Source organism: Sinorhizobium saheli (genome assembly GCF_001651875.1).
GTDB classification, from domain to species: domain Bacteria; phylum Pseudomonadota; class Alphaproteobacteria; order Rhizobiales; family Rhizobiaceae; genus Sinorhizobium; species Sinorhizobium saheli.
Window position 1 is genome coordinate 1 of the sequence record NZ_LNQB01000089.1, and the last position, 18,291, is coordinate 18,291.

An 18,291-nucleotide genomic window follows, 5' to 3' on the forward strand; every position below is an offset into this window, starting at 1 on the left:
CGATGCGCCCACACCTTCTTCTCAGCTATCCTCATCGCCGCAACATGCTGCTTCTATCTCAATTAATGAGTCCTGAGCCTAGATGACCTCTGTCGGGCAATGGCATTTCGCTGGGGCGAGGCTGTCGAATCACTGGCAAGTCGTTGCTGGAGCTCTATCATCAGATCCGGATAACGCGCGCAACTCAGCCGTAGAATGGATGATTGCGCCCGACCGCTCGTATGGCGACTGGAAGGAAATGGCAGAAGCAGAAGCCGGGCGCGACGACGGTATAGAAGCAGTTTCCATCGTCACGCCAAACTGGACCCACCATCGGATCGCGGCGGCATTCCTCAAGGCTGGTATCGACGTAATACTGGACAAGCCCATGACCACGACGGTTTCCGATGCTCGAGAACTCGTGGAGCTTCAAAGAGCTAGGGGTCGAGTGCTGGTCATGACTTACCCATATGCGCATCACGCGATGGTTCGTCAGGCCAAGCACATGATACGAAACGGGGCCGTTGGATCCATCCGGCAGGCACACATGGAGTATGTTCAGGAGTGGGCAACAAGTCCAGTTCCCGATCGTGGCAAGGGTGCGATCTGGCGACACGATCCCGAGAAGGTCGGCCGCACGTCAACGATTGGGGACATCGGTACGCATGCCTACCATCTCCTGCATACAATTTACCGGACAGAATATAGCGAGCGTCAGGGCTGAGTTCCACAACTGTGGAGCTCCAAAGCGGGTGGAAGACACAGCCTATGTCAATTTCCGTCTGGAGAATGGTGCGCCTGGCATTCTTTGGGTGACGCAGGCAGCGCCGGGCCAATATTGCGGGCTCCGCATTCGTGTGTGGGGCGACATGGGTGGGCTAGATTGGGATCAGGAAAAGCCCGAGGTGTTACGTTATGTGCCCTTAGGGGAGCAGAGCAGATTTTCCTCCGCGGCCATGGAATCCTGCCCGAGGCGGAAGGCCTGATACATCTTCCGCGGGGGCACGGCGAAGCGGCGGTGGATGCATGGGCAAACCTCTATGCAGAAGCTGGCCTTGCAATCGCTGCCCGGCGCGCAGGATACGCTCTCCCGAAAGATTGCGTGGAGCTTTCCGGAGTGGAAGATGGCCTTAAAGGCATGCTGTTCATCGACGCTTGTGCCGACAGCCACGAATCCGGTGGGTCTTGGGTTTCGATGACGCAGTGAATTCGTTTGCAGTCCATGTCATCCGCGGGGCTCGCTGTGCCGGGCACTGCGGATGATACTAAAGCAAAGTGCAGTACCGATCCTGCTCCTGCACGCCGCAGGAACTCGAAATGAGGTGGAGCTTGTCGCCTCTAAGATGAATCGTTTTCTGGAAATTCATACTGATTGGTTCGCCGTGAACTTCCCGGCGAACGTCTCTGGGATGATGCTGGAGTGCTATTCTCCGGGATCGCGTATCTCAGGCGCTTCCATGTACGGGCATAGGGGGGCGCCTCTCAATTCGTACTTTTAAATCCTCCAAGGCGCCTGCAGGGATAAGGCCCTTCGACTGCACATTATCATCTGTGACAAAAACCGGATCAATGACCGGTCGGCAGCACTGGAAATGTGCAGCAGCCTCGCCAATATCTATCGATGGAGAATGATATGACTCGCTTCCGTCGGTTCCGGCAAGAGCAATTTTCCCACCAAGAGGCTGTGGGTATCGGCCAAACATGGTGAAGGCTGTTAGCCCTTCCCGCAGTCCTTCCGCATCTACAAATAGCCAATGCGACTCGTCAAAGCGGACCATTTGAGTAAGCTTGCAACCGAGCAAGTCACTAATCGGCTTAACGCTGATGGCGCCGACTAGCTCAACGGCTCGAAAGAGCGCCGTTTCCGGATCCAATAGGTAAACTACACTCTCCATCTTACTCCCTCCCGCGGTGGAAGCGCTCTCACGCGGGTCAACCCGATCAAGCTGCGATTGGTGCAAGTCAGGTGCTTGGCTATCCCGTTCCGCGAGATAATCAAAATCGGTTGTTTTAATGGCATGCATTCGCGCTATGGATGCGCGACGAGTTCCTCGCGGCTCAGCAAAAGCGGACTTGAGCCCTGATGCCCCAGATAGGTGCCTGCTCGTCATGTCTGCGTTGTACCGCAGCCGCTACTAAGCCTGCGTACTGCATTTCGCGGCCCAGCACCTTGGAACCGCGGCCGGACGTACAGTCGCGATTGCTGTCGCTCTTTCCGTCCGCGTCAGACCTGTGCGACAAATGGCCCTGAACTGCGGCGACCGGTCCGCTATCTCGCGCCGCCTTCCTGCGCAATTATGTGGTACGTCAAACGCATAGTAGCGGCCCTGATCGGCGGAACCGGTAAGGGCGAAAGGTGAGCGCTCATGAGACCACGAAGGGCCGACGTAAGACTGCCGAATTTTTGGCTCCCAGGAGCAGATTGGGCAGATCGCTACGAAGTCCTAGTCTTGGCTGAACGGATAACAGCGGCTGAGGCGGCGTGGCGAGTACTTGGAAGCGCACCTCGCTGGGTGCGAAGCCTTCTCATGTTTCGAAACCACCTCGTGCCTTTGTTCGGTCTGAGCGCAACCGCGGACACGAGGTATTCCGACCTGGTCGCCAGCCTCCCGCTAATGCACAGCGACGACCGCCAGACAGTATTCGGGTATGATGACCGCCACCTCCTTTTTCGCCTGGTCGTGGAGGTCGGTGAAGGGCCGGCTGATGGCCAGATTGTCGGCATGACCACCCTGGTGCGCTGCAGGAGTTTCATGGGCTGGCTCTATCTTGCCGCTGCCATTCCCGTCCATAAGGCGATTATCCCGTCCTTGCTGACGGCGGTTGAACGATCTGCCTAAAACACTTTACGGCAAGTGAATTGCCTCCGCGCCGGACGAACACCGCCCAGCCGGAAAGCGACGCGCGATTAGAAGCAGGCCTCAGAAGCTTGTTCCGCCTGGCTCAGCCAGCCGAAGCGCCTCCATACGCCGTCTTCTTGACTAAACGCGAAAACGTATCGTCGCGCCGCTCTACCAGCGCATCACGAAAACAACCTGATCATTCTGGTTCCTGGAAAGGCTCAATAAGATCCAAAAAGCCGAAACCCTGATTCAATTCGTCCACGCGGCTTTCGCGATTTTGTGATCACAAGCCGCCGCAAAGCGGCGTAGCGACCGCAAGGCAATGGCGAACGTCAGGGGCGCGCGCCACGTCGCTGAGCATGAGATCGTTTCCCCGTGGGTGCACCACAAGTCAGCCTCTAAGTCACGCCCCCGCTTGCTGTCGGCGTTTGAGACCATAAGTCCCAGACAGGCGCTCGGCCCAGGTGCGCTCAAGAAGAGCCACGGCCTGTTTCGAGCTCAACATATGAGTAATCGACGTCCTAATCGTTCATCTTTGTATCCATGACATCAATAGCTGCGATGAAAACAAACGATTTTGCTAAGCGATAGGACTGTAATAGAAGAAACTCCATCAGGTTAAGGCCAGTAAAAGCACGACTGCCCTCTGCGACTGAAAGGGAGAATATATGTCTGATGCAAAATTGCAACGCGTACTTTCGTCTCTTTCGACAGTGCACAGACAGCTGAATTCGCTTCCCTCCAGCGCGGCACCAGATGCCGGGTGTGTCAAACTAAACACAAACGAGAATCCATTTGCCTTGCCGGCAGCGGTAATGCAGAGCGCTGTTGCTGCTCTCGAACGGCAGTATCTATATCCGGAGGATGATAACGTCAGCTTGAGGGAAGCAGCTGCCGCATCCTATAACGTTTCCCTGGATCAGGTGATCGCCGGCAACGGATCCTCCGAACTTCTTTCGCTCCTATACAGAGCATTCCTTGACCCGGGTGACAGCGTCGCGATGTTGTCACCTGGCTTTGCATACAACCACAAGCTCACGCTGCTGCAAGGTGCTCGATTGCTAGAAATCAGATCCGGCGAGTCTTGTTCGTTGCCGATACACAAATTGCTTTTCGGTCCTGCAAAGGAGGCCAAGTTCATTCTCTTGGCTAATCCGAACAACCCTAGCGGAACTTTTGTCCCGATTGCGGATATTGAAAGCCTCGTCGCACAATCTGACCGGTTGATCGTACTGGACGAAGCCTATGTAGACTTTGCGCCTGACAGCGCTCTCCGTCTAATTGACCGCTATTCGAACCTTCTGATCTTAAGAACGTTTTCGAAGAGCTATGCGGCGGCCGGCATTCGCGTTGGCTTCGGCTTCGGCCATCCTGAGGTTATAGGCAGGCTGCGCAATCTCCAGAACATGTTCAACATGAATGTGATCGCCCATGCGGTTGGTGTCAGTATCCTTGCCCACCGCACCGCCTACAAGGAAAACCACAGACATATTAAGTTTGAGAGAGAGCGCGTGAGGTTCGCACTGTCGCAACTTGGGTTCTCTGTAACGCCCTCTCATGCGAACTTCCTGCTGGCCCGTGTGCCATCGGGGCGAGACGGCACTTGGTGGCAAACCTGCTTGAAGCAAAAAAAGATACTCGTGGCCGCCCTTCCTGATGAGGGTCTGGAAGATTGCATTCGCGTTAGCATCGGGACAAAATCGCAAATGGATGCGTTTCTTGAAGCTGTCGATGAGATTTTGGGAGCTGAGACCTCCCCACGATCGGCCGTTTAGCACCTACATATTCCGTTCTGTCGCGCGTGCGAATGATCGCAGCAACAAGACAGAGAGCAACGATCGCAAGATCTCCCCACAGTGTTGACCAGCTCTACCACTCCCTAGGGAGAAAGCAGTTGCATAGCCAGCTCGTACGTCTCTTAGGTCACGCTCTCCAGCCATCAAACTGCCGAATCAGGACACAGCCGCGAACGCGATGAACCTTTCCCCGACAATAGGACTGAAGATGTTGAGCAACAGCCGAGCGTGCAAGACATGTTCCCGTAGTGTCGTTAGCTTCAACGATGTGGCTCTCGCCGGTGCTACCCAAAGTCAGACTCAACACGTTAGTGATGTCCGGCCAAGAAAGGCCCCAAGTTCGCTTGGATCAAGGTCCGGAGCTCCCGGAACAAAGTCGGAGACAGTTCAATGAGAAAAGCCCTTCCTTCAAACCTAACTTTCGGCATATTCGACCATCTGGACGAGGACGGTAATACGGTTGCACGACAATACGCAGACCGTCTCAAGCTGGCGGAAGCGTATGATCGGCTCGGCTTTTATGCTTACCATGTAGCGGAGCACCATTGCTCGCCGCATGGAAGAGGCCCGTCACCGAACCTGTTCTTATCGAGTGTCGCACAGCGCACCCGCCACCTTCGTCTCGGCCCCCTCACCATGCTGCTTAGCCTTTGTCATCCGCTGCGTGCATTTGAGGAGATCTGCATGCTTGACCATTTGAGCGGTGGTAGGGTCGAGTTGGGCATAGGGCGCGGCTCCCTTCCGATCGAGCTAGCTTACTTCGGGATTGGTGCGGACGCAGTGCCAGGACGGTATCTCGAAGCCAGCGAAATCCTGATGGAGGCGATGAGGGGCGGCACTCTTTCCTACCGCGGCCACCATTTTGAGCTAAACAATGTCCCTTTGACCCTGAAGCCTCATCAACGCCCGCACCCGCCGACATGGATCGCCACCAACAAACCCGAGTCTGCACGCTGGGCCGCTGCAAACGGCGCGAATATCGCGTCTCTAGGTCCTGCCTCATTCGTCCGCAAGGTCACCGACGCCTTCCGCTGCGAGAAAGGACACAACAGTGACGCGAACGACCAGGCGCCATTCCTCGGACTGCTTCGCATGATTGTGGTCGGGCAGTCTGCAGACCATGCATATTCGCTCGCCGCTCCTGCTTTCGAACGATGGCTTGAAACTTTCAAATTCCTGTACGTCCTAAATGAAATCCCGGTTCCACCGAATCTGCCCCTGGGCTTCGATGCAGCAATCGAAAGTGAATTGTGCGTAGTGGGAACGGCGGATTTTGTCCGACGGGCTCTATTCGATCAGGTGGAAGAGGCGGGGGCAAACTATCTCCTTTGTCAGGTCGCGTTTGGGAACCTGCCCTTGGACGCTTCGCTTTACACCGCCAGGACGCTTCAATCCGATGTCATGGATTGGGTTGGCTGAGTACCATGGTGCCTGACCGAACTCAGATATGCGGAAACGCACTTCTTTCTCTCCCCATGTGTGGCGCAGCCCATATGCTTGATTGAGATCAGGTCCGAAACGGGGGTGTTCCTTATCCGCGAGTTGATTGTTGAATGGCCGCCATGCGCGATCAAGAAGCGAGCACGAGGCGCGGAGGAAGAGGGGAACTGGTTTTAACAACCAGAATACGATAGTGACGTACGGCGAGCGGGCATGAAAGTCCACGCCAATGAAACGGATTGGCAAGGCTGGAGGGGCAACCGCACCGTTGCCCGACGCTTTCTTGCGTTTTCGATTAACCCGGTGGTCAAGTATTCGGTCGGATGCCTTTGCATTGACTTGGCCGAACTCTACTAGGCACAAATTGACGGGAGAAGAGTAATGCGCAAACTGCGTTCGAACGCCAATGAGCGGCAACTCAAGCTTGCCGGCAAGATCGTCGCGGCTTATCTAATGCGCAATGTCGTCTCGATCGACGATTTGCCGCATGTGATTCAGCAAACCCATGCGGCGCTGAGGAGTGCCTCTCCAATATTCCAAAGCAAGGAGGAGCCTATCGTCGGAAAGCGGCGCCCAGCAGTGCCGATCAGGAAATCGGTGGCCGAGCACCCGCTCCCGCTACTATCAGAAAGAGACGGACGATATGGTGGAGAACAACGAACGGGACCTCCACGCCAAGGGACAGAGCAACGACGCTTATCTCGGCGACACCTCCCGGTGAGTAGGCGAGCACGAGAGAGGCGAACCGGTCTCCTGTGAGGCAGGAGAACGCTCGCGAAGGCTAGCGTCACGGACAGAAGCAGAATTGTGGAACCGAACGACAGGCCGATGACTCCCGTGATCCTTCTGGGCGGCGCAAACGCGAAACGGCAGCCGATGGTTGCTCCGATGACGACCTGCGCCGTAGCGCGTGCCGCAGTCGGCAGCTCGAATTGCGTCAATCCCATAAGATGCATGATGGCACTTGCCGACATGGCGCCGAGCAGATAACGCGCTGGCAGGCGCAGCAAGATTCCGGTAGGCACCCCGAGCAAAACAGCCACGGAGAACCACAAAACCTCGTTGGCGCGGAGGCTCGCGAGCGGAACGAAAGCCGCCACGGTGCGATGCGGCGCGACCCTGGTAACGCTCCAAATCAGGAACGGCAAGACAAGTGCCACCAAGATGATCCTGGTGGCCTGAACGAGCGCAATCATCTTCTCGTCTCCCCACGCTCCAGGCCGAGTGTAACCATGTCGACGAGACTTCCGGGCATTGCCGAGAAGTAGGCCGTGGCGTGGTCGAATCCGGCCACACGGCGGAAGTAGACGTAGACCAGTGCGCCTTCGGCCGCGACGAACGCCGCTAGACCACCGAGCGACAATAGCAATGCATCGGCATGCTGGAACACCGCAGGCGAGAACGACCCTCCTAGCGTTGCGCCAATTGCAGCGGTCATTGGCGGTCGAGCGAAGGGAGGCATCGCCACCGGCAACCTGAACAGCGCACCCACGCCGGTGGCGATGATTGCGCCCGCGACCCATGCGAGCGATAAATCGAAATGCCACATCACCCAGCCGCCAAGCGCTTCCAGCGCGAGAGTGAGGGCAAATTTGCAAACTGACGCACCGTCCTTACTCATCACGCATCATCGGCCATAGGACGCGCACCCGCGCAATGAGTACGTTCGGTGCGATATAGCCTCGCGTCATTCATTGCCGAGCGGGTCGATGAAGCGGTGCGGCGCCTTTGGTCGGATCGAGGTCTCAGTTCGTTGGGATAAGGTCGCAGTGGACGCCGCCGACTTGTCCGATCGCCTGGCGCCGATCACGCGACCTTGGCAATTCCTCTTGTGCAGGCCCATTGGAATGGTCATGCCCTTGATTATGCTGGTCGAACCTTCGCCTTTGACAAATGGTGTCGTCGGCGCGCCGCGATCGTTAGACTTCAGTTCCACATAGTGCAGGACAGCTGCCATTGCGGTAGTCATGGTGAACTCCTTGGGAGCTTAGGCTCCGATTGCGGCAACGAGGTCTCAGGCGGCCCTTCGATCGGCAGGCGCACTGCGGCGAGTCGTTGGGGTTGAGAGTGACGCACCGGCGACGACGGCCGGCGGCGAAGGACAACGGTTGCTCCACTGCACGAGCCCAGAGGGTACCAAGCAGATCTGACATATTCGACGCCACACGTTCATCCGCGCCGGGTCACGTCACTTTCGGCGCGGCTGCTCCGAGACGACGAAGCGCGCGGAAGTCAGTGTTGGCTTTATGACGATTGGGCTACTTTGCCAGCATCTCATCCACGATCTTCCTTGCCTCGACGGTGACCGGTAGACGGGTGTCCTTCGGAAGCTCGGGCAGTAGGAGCCGCCAGCCGTTTGCAAGCACCACAAAGCCGCCCCATAGGCTTTCATTCTCAACCTCGACGATCGGTTCTTCGAGATCTTTCCTGGGAACATACGCCGATAAGCCATTGCCAGTTCTGCGAATTGTTACTTTCATCTGGCGTTTCCTTCGCTCCGATAATTGCACTCAGCAGTTGCCAGGCTTGGCACCTGGTCGAGGCTCGTCAGTTCACGCGCACGCATCCCAACGACAATGCCGCGATCAATCCATTCGACGGCATAGATGTAAAACTGCTGGAGGAAGGTCCCCACATCGCGCACAAAACCCGCGTCGCCTTTCCTGACGAGGCTTGCTCCGATTTCTTTCCCGGGATAGGTGCCGTCGTTTTTGATGTGACGTGTGGCACAAACCCGCTCACCCGGCCTAAACCGCGGAGGATTATGGATTTCGACCTCCTCTTCGCGTCCAAGACCCATCGCCATTCCTTTCATCGTTGCGGTTACAGAGAAGACTCAAGGCCGTCCGCGCGCGTAAGCCGGCCATTGCATTCGGCGCTTAAGCTGGCACGCAGGTCTTCGGCATCGGACATACCGAGGCGCATTGCTGCTCCTCGAAAACTCCCTCGCATTCGGTGCACTTATCAGGATCAATCACGTAGTTGTCTCCCTTGAACTCGATGGCGCCGGAAGGACATTCGAACTCGCAGGCACCGCATTGGGTGCATTGGGATGCGATGATTTTGAAGGCCATTAATCAACTCCTGTTTGTGTTTGGATAGGCGAGCTCAAGCTGTTGCCTGCGATAGATCGATGCCATACTCAGCGGCGTAAAGAGCGCTGATCGCGGTTTCGATGTAATCATAGCCAAAGGCCTCCGTTGCCCGGATCCCAGCTTCCATGAGCTGCTGCTTGGGGCAATCTCCGATCTTGGCGCACAACACGATATCTATGCCGTCGAGTGCAGCAATGATGCCACCGAGGGTGCCTTCCTCGCCCCAGCCCCCACGGCAATACGGCTCGATTTTGCGATGCCCCACAAATTTAATCCCGGTCTGCGAGGCTTCGTAAACTTGGAACTCCTTCGCATGGCCGAAGTGTTCGTTGATGCGTCCGCCCCCCTTCGTCGCAACAGCCACTTGAAGCGACCCGCGCACGCTCATAGATGCAAGCGTTGCAATCGCCTGGTTCTTGGCTGCCAAATGGTCATCGCGTATGTGTGCGACCACCTCACGGTAGGCATGACGCTTGCCACCGTTGTAGCCAAGTTCGAGCGGAATCTGGTCGAGCGTGAACTCCTGGCCACGATCGGTGCCGAGAAGGCCGACTGCATCGGCGCGGCACTGTCGGCAGTGACGCATCAGCTTGGCCCCGCCTTCGAGACGATCCTGAAGCGCCTTCAGCTCGAGCGCATTTGGGCCGCGCTGTCCAGTGAGGCCAAAACGGGTTCCGTGTGCCGGGTCGGAGATCAGCGGCATGACATTGTGCAGAAATGCGCCGCGCTCCTTGACGCATTTGTTGACTTCGATCAGGTGCTGGTCATTGACGCCGGGGATCATCACCGAATTAATCTTGGTTAGGATGCCGCGTTCGCTCAGCATCTCAAGTCCCAGCATCTGCCGCTCATGCAGGATTTTGGCAGCGCCTATGCCGGTGTAGCGGCGATGACGATAAAAAATCCACGGGTAAATCTTCTCGCCGACTGCGGGGTCAACCATGTTGATGGTGATCGTCACGTGGCTGATGTTCAATTCCGCCAACTCGTCGACATGCTCCGGCAGGGCAAGTCCATTGGTGGAAATGCATAGCTTGATGTCGGGGATCTCCCTAGCGACGCGTTCGAAAGTCGCCCTTGTCTTCTTCCAATCGTAACAAGCATCGCCCGGACCCGCGATGCCGAGAACGGAAAGCTGCGGCACTTCGTTGGCGACCCCAATCACCTTTCGCAGCGCCTGGTCCGGTGTCAGCTTTTCCGAGACAACACCAGGCCGACTTTCGTTGGCGCAATCATATTTTCGATTGCAGTAATTGCATTGGATATTGCAGCCTGGTGCGACTGCGACGTGCATACGGGCAAAATAGTGGTGCGCTTCCTCTGAAAAGCATGGGTGATCCTTGATCTTCTCCCAGGTAGCCGAATCCATATCGGTTGGCCTTGAAGACAAGCCGCAGGACGAGGATGCGCAGCCACCGGATTTCGCGGTTGTCAGCAACTGCCCAGAGGATGTCGTGTTGGTCAGGCTTTCAAGCGAAATTATCGGTGCGCTCATCGAACAGCTCCATTGGCGAGTAAGATCGTTGTCGGAAATGCAAGCGCTGTGCCAACCAAATAAGATGGCGATTTCAAGAGCTTGGCGTTTCGTGTTCGATTTGGGCCAATTGCTCCGACGCAGTTTTGTCGAAGTCGCGACAACAAGCGGCCAAATTGGACAGACCCGCGTGCCTGAGGAAGAGGGGGTTGGTCACGCCACAGGATACGTGGGCTCGCCGACTTAGATTTTCTTCACCTGTATACGATGCCGACGTAAAGCATAGCCGACTTGCCGCGGTGTGAGGCCGAGGATCCGAGCTGCCTTTGCCTGAACCCAGCCGGCCTTCTCCATCGCACCGATTAGCAGCTCGCGGTCCGTTAGATGTGGTGCCACCGTTAAGCCGGCCGGTCCATTGGAGTAACCGAGGCTGACCGGCGATTCGACCGACCCACTGAGCGTATTGCCCCCAAGTGGACGGTCAGCGCTTTTCCAGAGCATTGAAGAAAAGCACTGGTCCTTCAGGCAGGAGAAATCTGATGGAACGATCGCCTCCGAACCCGCGAGAGTGGCGGTCCTCCGGACGCAGTTTTCAAGCTCTCGCACGTTGCCGGGAAAGTTGCATTTCGACAAGAGCTCGAGCGCAGCCGGCGCGAACGCGAGATCGCGATTGTTTTCCCTGTTGAATCGGTCGAGGAAAACCCTCGCAAGGCGTGGAATATCCCCATTTCGCTCCCTGAGAGGCGGCAAAAATAGGGGTACCACATTGATTCGGTAATAGAGGTCGGCCCTGAACTCCCCATCCGCGACTGCCGCTTCTAGGTCTTTGTTCGTGGCGCATATGAGTCGAACGTCAACTTTGAGTGTTTTTGTGCCGCCGACTCGCTCAAGCTCACCTTCCTGCAAGACGCGCAACAGTTTCGCTTGGAAGCCCGGCGAAATCTCGCCGATCTCATCGAGCAGCAGCGTTCCGCCGTCCGCCAGTTCGAAACGGCCTGCGCGCTGAGAGATGGCCCCGGTAAAGGCGCCCTTTTCATGTCCGAACAATTCCGATTCCAGAACGCCTGCAGACAGCGCGGCGCAGTTCAACTTCACGAAGGGCTTCTTTTTCCGAGGTGAAAGCTCGTGGATGGCCTTTGCAAAGAACTCCTTGCCCGTGCCGCTTTCGCCCCTGAGAAGCACCGCAGAATTGGTTGTTGCAACGACTTTGACGCTTTCAACTACCTGCTGGAGCGCAGGGCTTTCCCCGACAATCCAATCGATTTTTGTAGGGCGTTGTCGGGCAGATTCGGGCAGTTCCTTTTCGCCTGAACTCGTCTTGCGAGTTCCTTCCTCACCCACGATTGGCTGGCCATCGCGGCTGAGGTGCCGATCCAGCCGAATGGCCCGGGCCGAAAGGTTGGCAACCATGGAGAGGAAACGCACCTCTTCCTCAAATTGTATCCTGGTGCTGCCATCTTTGGCGCGGTCGATCCACAGTGTTCCAAGCGTCTCGTTATCGACCTTCATCGGGACGCCCACGAAGGTTGCTGGGCCTGTGGCGTTCGAGCTGGTTTCGAACTCCGCCTGGAACAGGTCTGACTTGCAAGTGTCCGGTACGACCAGAGGCGCGCCTTTGGCGACGATTCTGTCTATTGCAGGCTTCGCCGGAATGCAGCGAGCGCCTTGCGATGCTTGCTCCACGCCGAGCGTCGCAACCATCTCGGGCGCTCCTCCAGCATTCAGAACCACGATTGCGCCGCGCCGCATTGGGAGAATTGCGGAAAGGGCCTTAATGACATTGGCAAGCTTGGTCTCGAGACTGTCTGGACCGATCAAGACTTTCGATATCCGATAGATACCGCTGCCCCAGAAATCCGGTTTGTGCATGGTTTGAGCGGATCGTTCAGTCATACCCTCATTGAGCCTGTTGTGCAGCATTTCAGCCTGGAAACACCGTCCGGACCGCTTATGCTCCCATGAGAACATACTGCGATGCTAATATTATCAGGTGCTTACATCGGCACTTGAGAGTACGCGAATGTAGCCGTCTTGCTCGACAAAAGCGAGATGCTTTTGGCCCCACCGGTTTGGTTTCATGCGGACTAGAGTCGGCTGCTGGTCAACCGAATTTGAAGAGGACACCGAATCCACCCCGTGGGTAGCTCCAATCGATATCACCGTTTGCTTCGCACAATATCCTACATGTACCGCACTCCATGCACCCATCAGCAGTAACTTCCACTTGACCGTTTTCATTCACCTCATAGCATTTGGCTGGGCAGATCCGCGTCAGTGCGAGCAAGTTTGCGCTGGGAGATTGATGCGGTCGCACTTTGATATGTGGCCGCCCCGCGTCCACCAGGTAGCGGTTCTGGTAAAGCCTGTCCTCGATGCGAACGACTGGAGCTGTCATCTCATTTCTCCCTTTAGCGCCAAGCAAGTGCCAAGCGGACCGCGTCGCTGAACAGTCCCCATCGCGAGCGTGCCTTGACAAAAGCGGCCGTCGTCGCTTTTTCCTTCTCGATCTTGGGTGTGCCGTCGACGCGCACGAAATTTTGCGCCGCCTTGGACAGCAGCTGCGGGTACGTCATAAAAAAGTTGCGTGAGTTCGTGTGGAGCAGGGCGGGCATGTCCTTGTATTTTTTAAGATCTTTTACAACGAAAGATTTGTCCAGCATGGCCTTGTAAAGGGAGAGGTTCTCCGGGGCCATCGGGCATCCTTGGCTCTTGATCATGGAGATCGCCTCGCCGGCGATGCGACCCGACGTCATGGCGAGATTAGAGCCCTCGCGGTGCACGGCATTGTTAAGCTGCCCCGCGTCACCAACCACAACCCAGCCGTTTCCAAAGAGCTGCGGAATTGCCTTGTACCCACCCTCCGGAATGAGGTGCGCCGCATATTCCTTAACCTCCGAGCCCGCAAGTAGCGGGCGGATTGATGGATGGTCCTTGAAGGCGTCAAGAAGGGTGTATGGACTTTCCACGGTCGCTGCGAAATCGGAGACAAGGCAGCCGATACCGAGTGAGACTGATTCCTTGTTGGTATAAAGAAATCCCAATCCGGCCATTCCGCGCGAGATTGTCCCAGCCGCTTCAATAACGCAGCCTTGATCGCCGGTAAGACCGAAGCGCTCGCCGATGACCTCTTCCGGCAGGAAATGCATTTCCTTGACAGCGAGTGCCACGGCCTCGGGTTTCGGCACCTTACGAAATCCTGCTCTCGTGCCGAGGAGGCCGTTGACACCTTCTGCGAGGACGACCACTTCCGCGTGGATGGTTTCACCAGCACGATCGGTGCGTACGCCTATCACCTTGCCCCCGCCATCGAGAACCAGCTCCGTCGCCGTCGTTTCGCACAGAACTGTCGCACCGGCCTCGCGCACTTTGCGCGAAAACCACTTATCGAACTGGGCGCGAATGATCGTGTAGCGGTTCGGCGTCGGCTCATTAAAGTCGTCCGAGCGGTAGTGCACTCCGGTGTGCGACGTATCGTCCATCAGCCAGAAACGCTGCTCGATTAGATGCCGCTCAAGAGGTGCGTCATCACGAAAATCCGGAATGATTGTCTCCAGCATGTTGGCGTACAGTATGGCGCCTTGGACGTTCTTGGAGCCCGGGTACTCTCCGCGCTCCAACTGCAGCACCTTTAGGCCGCGACTTGCCATCGTGTAAGCAGCCGCGTTTCCAGACATACCGGCGCCGACGACGATGGCGTCGAATTTCTCCTTGGACATAGGGTCTTACCTCAGTTCACTAGTCTGATATGATTGCCCGGTGCCAACCGTCTGATGAAAACTTCCGTCAGCGCCGGCAAAAAACTAACCGCGTCGGCGACAACACCGATATTGGCGAAATCGAAGATTGGCGCGTTCGGATCGGTGTTGATAGCGACAATGAGATCAGCTCCCTCGACGCCAACGCGATGCTGGACTGCACCTGATATCCCAGCCGCTATATAGAGTTTCGGCCGGATCGTTTTGCCAGTTTGGCCGATCTGCCGATCAGCCGCCATCCAACCCTTTTGCACTAACGGCCGAGAACAGCCATAATCGCCGCCGATCGTTTGCGCGAGATTCTTCAGGAGCTGCAGGTTGTCAGCAGCGCCGAGTCCAAGCCCGCCGGCAACCACTACATCCGCATAGGCGAGATTAGCGTTCTCCGATTGGCCATCGGATAGGAAACCGACCACCTTCGTGACGATCTCATCCTCGAGCATCCGCAAGTCATGCCGGATTACCCGCCCGACCGGCTTGTTTGACCGCTGTGGCATGCGCATGACCCTTGGTCGCACAGTTGCCATCTGGGGACGGCAATTGAGCGTATAGATGGTGCAAAGCAAGGAGCCGCCGAATGTGGGCCGGGTGGCTGCGAGGGAACCGTCGGCATCTACATCAAGTCCAGTGCAGTCGGCTGTGAGCCCCGTCAGCAGTGTGGTCGCTACGGAACCGGCGAGGTCCCGACCGAGCGTCGTCGCGCCGAGGAGCAGAATCTCGGGTTTATAGGTATTGACGAGATCTGTTAGTGCTTTGGTGAAAGACTCGTTTCTATAATCGGTGAGTAGCGGCTTCTCGACCAGGTAGACCAGGTCGGCATCATAGGCGAAGGCCTCAGCGACAGCATGCCGGGTAGAATCTCCCGGCGGCCCGAGAATAACACCCGCAAGCTGCACGCCCAGCTGGTCAGCGAGTCTGCGGCCTTCGCCGAGAAGCTCGAACGAGACCGGGTGGACCTGACCGCGCTCCAGCTCGATGAAAACCCAGACATGCCGGTAGTTCTTGAAGTGGTCAGGAAGGTCCTTCTTGGTGCTGGCTCGGCCGAGCGCAGCGGGTGGCGGTGCTTTAGTTTTTCGAGTTCCCATTATCTGCTCCTATCTCGTCACGCGCTACCAGCAGAGGAGAGCTCGTGTTGCAGTGCCGGCTGATGAGTGAAAATGGACGCGACCAGCTCGTCAGCTATGTCGCGCACCCTCTTTTCGGTGGTGTCGATCTGCACCGCCTTTTGTTCTCGCGGGGTAGGAGCGAAGACGCGCTTGACGACTGTCGGTGAACCGCGTAGCCCGCATTTGGTGATGTCTTCGATGCCGGCTTCCACCGCGCTCCACTTGACGATCTCGCTGCGCGCTGCGCGCAAGGCGTCATCAAGTGAGCCCCGGCGAATGACAGTGGTACCCTCTAGCATGGTGATGAGGCAAGGCAATTTGCTTTTCAGAACATGCGTGCCGCCTTCCGAGCGGCGCTCGACCGTAATCGCTCGCGCGCTGAGATCTATGGAGGTAATCTTCGCAACATAGGTCAACTGCACGAGGTTCAGGCGCTTTGCTATTCCAGGGCCGACCTGGGCGGTGTCGCCGTCGATTGTCTGCTTGCCTGTGAAGACGATGTCGGGCGTGCCAAAGCTGTTGCCAATCTGCGCTATTGCCTGAGAAAGGGCGAATGAAGTCGCCAACGTGTCAGAGCCGGCAAAGTGACGGTCAGTCAGGAGTACCGCGCGGTCTGCGCCATAAGTGAGTGCCTTGCGCAGTGCTTCCTCTGCCATGGGCGGACCCATGGTGAGCACCGTGACCTCGCCGCCGTGATGGTCGCGCACTTTGAGGGCCTCTTCGAGAGCAAACAGGTCGTAAGGGTTGATGATGGTCGGCACGCCTTGGCGCATAATCGTGTTCGTCACCGGATGGACGCGTATCTGCGCTGAGTCCGGTACCTGCTTGATACAGACTACAATGTGCATGAGGTCTCTTTAGCTCCGATCGCATTTGGGCCTGAAGGTTTCGGCTGTCTTCAAAGCACCAATCGTGCCAACCACATGACTGTCAGTAACCGACTGGAATTTAAGCATTGTTCGTTTCTGCACGATCGGATTTCTGACAGTCTTGTCGAATTGGAGACGTCATATGTCGTAAACCAACCTCACTTGTCGCTTCCGAAAGACTTCAGGACGGATTCCAACGGTACAAACGTCTGCCCTGGCGCGGCAGTTTTAGTCGGGTCGCGTTGCTCAAGCACTCTGAACACCCGATGTGAAAGTGGCGAAGAAGTCGCAAAATCCGCGTAGGCGCGTTCCAGCGCGTCGCGCACACGGGCGCGGTGATCGGAAAAGTTCTCCTCAGCCATGTACTGTCCCATGCGTTTCATGATGTGGAGCCGTGAGACGTCGAGCACCTTCGGCTCATAGGAAACGTCAAGGGCCTCAAAGAATTCCTCGGCAGTCGACAAGCTCTTTAGCCGCGCGAAAATTGCGTCGCTCGAAACGGCCTCGCCATCACAAGTCATTGCATTCTCCTATAGGTGGGATTAGTTGGCTGGTCCCAGCTGCTGCTAGACGCTGAAGACGACCCGCCGGCGGACCTCTCAAACCGTTCCCGTAAAATGATCAGCCTGCTGCGGCCGTGGAGTTGTCTATCCTCCGCCTTTCACCTACCGCAGGGAATGGAAACGAACCGCGAAGTTTCTTCACAATTCCAGGTATCACTTCGAGTACCTGATCGACATCCTCCTCGCGGCTGAAGTGTGAAAAGGAGAAGCGAACTGCGCCGAGTGCCGCAGCGTCGGGAAGGTTCATCGCCTCGAGAACATGGCTCTGCCGTGAGGAGCCAGAGCTGCAGGCGGAGCCAAACGCGCAGGCGATGCCGTGGCGATTGAGCAGAAACTGAACGGCTTCACTGCCAATGCCCTCGAAGACCACATTTGTCGTGTTAGGTAACCGCGCGAGCGGATCGCCGGTGACGAAGGCCTTGGGAACGCGTTCGAGAAGTCCTTTCTCCAAACGATCGCGGAGCGATTTCACCCATGTGTTTTCCTCGTCCATGCGCTCCAAGGCGAGTTCGGCTGCCTTGCCTAAGCCTACAATTCCGGGCGTGTTCTCTGTGCCCGCGCGTCGGTTGCGCTGCTGGCGCCCGCCCTTGATGAGTGCGTGAAAGGGCACGCCGCTCTTTATGTAGAGTGCGCCGACGCCTTTCGGGCCATGGAACTTGTGACCGGAGAGCGACAGCATGTCGATTGCGGTCGATTTCAGGTCCACCGGAAGCTTACCGATCGCCTGCACTGCGTCAGTGTGGAAAATTGCGCCGACTTCCTTGGCCATCTCAGAAAGCCTGGCCACGGGGAAGATCGTCCCGGTCTCGTTGTTCGCCCACATAATTGAGACGATTGCCACACGATGGGTGAGGGCGGCCCGATAGGCGTCGAGGTCGAGTCGGCCATGTTGATCGACCGGGATCCGGTGCACCTTGATTCCTCTTGTTTTTTCAAGCTGACCACAGAGCGTTAGCACCGCCGGGTGTTCAACCGCTGAAGTGACGATCTCTGATCGCTCGGGCATCACCTCCAGCGCTGAAAGAATCGCCGTATTGTTGCTTTCGGTCCCGCCCGACGTAAAGATGATCTCGTGGTCGAACTTGGCACCGATCAGCGCTTGCAATTGCTGGCGCGCCGTCTTCATCGCTGCGCCGGCAGCGGCGCCAATGTCGTGCATCGACGAGGGGTTGCCAAACTGGTCCGCAAAGAACGGCAGCATTGCCTGGAGAACTTCGGAATCGACACGTGTCGTTGCGTTGTTATCGAGATAGATCGACATCCAGGATGGCCCTCCTCCTACTGAAATGACGCCAGGAGCACGCTGGGACACCAGCACTGATGCAGCATTCTTGATCCTTTTTCATGATGATCTCGTATTCTCGTTCTGCC

At 56.9% G+C, this 18,291-nt stretch carries 19 protein-coding genes and 1 pseudogene; 6 read left to right on the forward strand and 14 right to left on the reverse strand.

Going from position 1 to position 18,291, the window contains the following annotated elements:
- Positions 1-82: 82 nt before the first annotated feature.
- Positions 83-703: a Gfo/Idh/MocA family protein gene (locus ATB98_RS30140; protein ID WP_234781992.1), complete on the forward strand. Its 621-nt coding sequence runs from the start codon at positions 83-85 to the stop codon at positions 701-703.
- On the forward strand, positions 645-965 hold the full coding sequence (locus ATB98_RS30145) for a Gfo/Idh/MocA family protein (RefSeq protein ID WP_234781994.1): 321 nt from the start codon (positions 645-647) through the stop codon (positions 963-965). The genes ATB98_RS30140 and ATB98_RS30145 overlap by 59 nt, the downstream gene beginning before the upstream one ends.
- A gap of 459 nt (positions 966-1,424) precedes the next feature.
- On the opposite strand, the gene ATB98_RS28195 is transcribed toward ATB98_RS30145, so the two are convergent.
- Positions 1,425-1,874 carry a DUF3846 domain-containing protein gene (locus ATB98_RS28195; protein ID WP_084435726.1) on the reverse strand — a complete coding sequence of 150 codons (450 nt, stop codon included), beginning with the start codon at positions 1,872-1,874 and terminating at the stop codon, positions 1,425-1,427.
- Positions 1,875-2,345: 471 nt separating this feature from the next.
- On the opposite strand from ATB98_RS28195, the gene ATB98_RS22575 reads away from it, so the two are divergent.
- The 4 genes from ATB98_RS22575 (at position 2,346) to ATB98_RS30590 (ending at position 6,817) form a co-directional block, all read left to right on the forward strand.
- Positions 2,346-2,819, forward strand: a complete 474-nt coding sequence (locus ATB98_RS22575) for a DUF2867 domain-containing protein (RefSeq protein WP_066877706.1) — start codon at positions 2,346-2,348, stop codon at positions 2,817-2,819.
- Positions 2,820-3,490: 671 nt separating this feature from the next.
- Positions 3,491-4,597: a histidinol-phosphate transaminase gene (gene hisC, locus ATB98_RS22580; RefSeq protein ID WP_066877708.1), complete on the forward strand. Its 1,107-nt coding sequence runs from the start codon at positions 3,491-3,493 to the stop codon at positions 4,595-4,597.
- A gap of 411 nt (positions 4,598-5,008) precedes the next feature.
- Positions 5,009-6,037, forward strand: a complete 1,029-nt coding sequence (locus ATB98_RS22585) for an LLM class flavin-dependent oxidoreductase (protein ID WP_066877710.1) — start codon at positions 5,009-5,011, stop codon at positions 6,035-6,037.
- A gap of 402 nt (positions 6,038-6,439) precedes the next feature.
- Positions 6,440-6,817, forward strand: coding sequence for a MucR family transcriptional regulator (locus ATB98_RS30590; protein ID WP_153435854.1), 378 nt, complete (start codon positions 6,440-6,442; stop codon positions 6,815-6,817).
- On the opposite strand, the pseudogene ATB98_RS29795 reads toward ATB98_RS30590, so the two are convergent.
- From ATB98_RS29795 to nifS, 13 genes and pseudogenes are all read right to left on the reverse strand, one after another.
- A pseudogene (locus ATB98_RS29795) lies at positions 6,729-7,679 on the reverse strand (AbrB family transcriptional regulator); the annotation flags it as partial. The gene ATB98_RS30590 and the pseudogene ATB98_RS29795 sit on opposite strands and share 89 nt — an antisense overlap.
- Positions 7,680-7,745: 66 nt before the next feature.
- On the reverse strand, positions 7,746-8,027 hold the full coding sequence (locus ATB98_RS22595) for a hypothetical protein (RefSeq protein WP_066877712.1): 282 nt from the start codon (positions 8,025-8,027) through the stop codon (positions 7,746-7,748).
- Positions 8,028-8,316: 289 nt separating this feature from the next.
- The gene (gene nifT, locus ATB98_RS22600) at positions 8,317-8,538 is read right to left on the reverse strand and encodes a putative nitrogen fixation protein NifT (RefSeq protein WP_066877715.1); all 222 of its coding nucleotides are present in this window, start codon (positions 8,536-8,538) and stop codon (positions 8,317-8,319) included.
- Positions 8,535-8,858 (reverse strand): nitrogen fixation protein NifZ, encoded by a 324-nt coding sequence (locus ATB98_RS22605; protein ID WP_066877880.1) that lies wholly within the window; start codon positions 8,856-8,858, stop codon positions 8,535-8,537. Before ATB98_RS22605 ends, nifT begins: the two co-directional genes overlap by 4 nt.
- Positions 8,859-8,937: 79 nt before the next feature.
- Complete coding sequence (locus ATB98_RS22610) at positions 8,938-9,132, reverse strand: 4Fe-4S binding protein (RefSeq protein ID WP_066877717.1); 195 nt, start codon at positions 9,130-9,132, stop codon at positions 8,938-8,940.
- Between the two features lie 34 nt (positions 9,133-9,166).
- Positions 9,167-10,648 carry a nitrogenase cofactor biosynthesis protein NifB gene (gene nifB, locus ATB98_RS22615; protein ID WP_066877719.1) on the reverse strand — a complete coding sequence of 494 codons (1,482 nt, stop codon included), beginning with the start codon at positions 10,646-10,648 and terminating at the stop codon, positions 9,167-9,169.
- Between the two features lie 222 nt (positions 10,649-10,870).
- On the reverse strand, positions 10,871-12,520 hold the full coding sequence (nifA, locus tag ATB98_RS22620) for a nif-specific transcriptional activator NifA (protein WP_174551913.1): 1,650 nt from the start codon (positions 12,518-12,520) through the stop codon (positions 10,871-10,873).
- 208 nt (positions 12,521-12,728) lie between these two features.
- Positions 12,729-13,022 (reverse strand): ferredoxin family protein, encoded by a 294-nt coding sequence (locus tag ATB98_RS28210; RefSeq protein WP_084435709.1) that lies wholly within the window; start codon positions 13,020-13,022, stop codon positions 12,729-12,731.
- A gap of 13 nt (positions 13,023-13,035) precedes the next feature.
- Positions 13,036-14,343, reverse strand: coding sequence for an FAD-dependent oxidoreductase (locus tag ATB98_RS22625; protein ID WP_066877721.1), 1,308 nt, complete (start codon positions 14,341-14,343; stop codon positions 13,036-13,038).
- Positions 14,344-14,354: 11 nt separating this feature from the next.
- Positions 14,355-15,467 carry an electron transfer flavoprotein subunit alpha/FixB family protein gene (locus ATB98_RS22630; protein ID WP_066877723.1) on the reverse strand — a complete coding sequence of 371 codons (1,113 nt, stop codon included), beginning with the start codon at positions 15,465-15,467 and terminating at the stop codon, positions 14,355-14,357.
- 17 nt (positions 15,468-15,484) lie between these two features.
- Positions 15,485-16,336 (reverse strand): electron transfer flavoprotein subunit beta/FixA family protein, encoded by an 852-nt coding sequence (locus ATB98_RS22635; RefSeq protein ID WP_066877726.1) that lies wholly within the window; start codon positions 16,334-16,336, stop codon positions 15,485-15,487.
- Between the two features lie 179 nt (positions 16,337-16,515).
- Positions 16,516-16,878, reverse strand: coding sequence for a nitrogenase stabilizing/protective protein NifW (nifW, locus tag ATB98_RS22640; protein WP_066877728.1), 363 nt, complete (start codon positions 16,876-16,878; stop codon positions 16,516-16,518).
- 100 nt (positions 16,879-16,978) lie between these two features.
- The gene (nifS, locus tag ATB98_RS22645) at positions 16,979-18,181 is read right to left on the reverse strand and encodes a cysteine desulfurase NifS (RefSeq protein ID WP_066877730.1); all 1,203 of its coding nucleotides are present in this window, start codon (positions 18,179-18,181) and stop codon (positions 16,979-16,981) included.
- Positions 18,182-18,291: the final 110 nt, after the last annotated feature.

Excerpts from the sequence above, each read along its gene's own strand:
- ATB98_RS22630 (WP_066877723.1), bottom strand. The coding sequence starts at position 15,467 with ATGGGAACTCGAAAAACTAAAGCACCGCCACCCGCTGCGCTCGGCCGA.
- nifT (WP_066877715.1), bottom strand. The coding sequence starts at position 8,538 with ATGAAAGTAACAATTCGCAGAACTGGCAATGGCTTATCGGCGTATGTT.
- ATB98_RS28210 (WP_084435709.1), bottom strand. The coding sequence starts at position 13,022 with ATGACAGCTCCAGTCGTTCGCATCGAGGACAGGCTTTACCAGAACCGC.
- ATB98_RS22610 (WP_066877717.1), bottom strand. The coding sequence starts at position 9,132 with ATGGCCTTCAAAATCATCGCATCCCAATGCACCCAATGCGGTGCCTGC.
- ATB98_RS28195 (WP_084435726.1), bottom strand. The coding sequence starts at position 1,874 with ATGGAGAGTGTAGTTTACCTATTGGATCCGGAAACGGCGCTCTTTCGA.
- ATB98_RS22605 (WP_066877880.1), bottom strand. The coding sequence starts at position 8,858 with ATGGGTCTTGGACGCGAAGAGGAGGTCGAAATCCATAATCCTCCGCGG.
- hisC (WP_066877708.1), top strand. The coding sequence starts at position 3,491 with ATGTCTGATGCAAAATTGCAACGCGTACTTTCGTCTCTTTCGACAGTG.
- nifS (WP_066877730.1), bottom strand. The coding sequence starts at position 18,181 with ATGTCGATCTATCTCGATAACAACGCAACGACACGTGTCGATTCCGAA.
- ATB98_RS22585 (WP_066877710.1), top strand. The coding sequence starts at position 5,009 with ATGAGAAAAGCCCTTCCTTCAAACCTAACTTTCGGCATATTCGACCAT.
- nifW (WP_066877728.1), bottom strand. The coding sequence starts at position 16,878 with ATGACTTGTGATGGCGAGGCCGTTTCGAGCGACGCAATTTTCGCGCGG.
- ATB98_RS22575 (WP_066877706.1), top strand. The coding sequence starts at position 2,346 with ATGAGACCACGAAGGGCCGACGTAAGACTGCCGAATTTTTGGCTCCCA.
- ATB98_RS30590 (WP_153435854.1), top strand. The coding sequence starts at position 6,440 with ATGCGCAAACTGCGTTCGAACGCCAATGAGCGGCAACTCAAGCTTGCC.
- ATB98_RS30140 (WP_234781992.1), top strand. The coding sequence starts at position 83 with ATGACCTCTGTCGGGCAATGGCATTTCGCTGGGGCGAGGCTGTCGAAT.
- nifB (WP_066877719.1), bottom strand. The coding sequence starts at position 10,648 with ATGAGCGCACCGATAATTTCGCTTGAAAGCCTGACCAACACGACATCC.
- ATB98_RS22625 (WP_066877721.1), bottom strand. The coding sequence starts at position 14,343 with ATGTCCAAGGAGAAATTCGACGCCATCGTCGTCGGCGCCGGTATGTCT.
- ATB98_RS22595 (WP_066877712.1), bottom strand. The coding sequence starts at position 8,027 with ATGACTACCGCAATGGCAGCTGTCCTGCACTATGTGGAACTGAAGTCT.
- nifA (WP_174551913.1), bottom strand. The coding sequence starts at position 12,520 with ATGACTGAACGATCCGCTCAAACCATGCACAAACCGGATTTCTGGGGC.
- ATB98_RS30145 (WP_234781994.1), top strand. The coding sequence starts at position 645 with ATGCCTACCATCTCCTGCATACAATTTACCGGACAGAATATAGCGAGC.
- ATB98_RS22635 (WP_066877726.1), bottom strand. The coding sequence starts at position 16,336 with ATGCACATTGTAGTCTGTATCAAGCAGGTACCGGACTCAGCGCAGATA.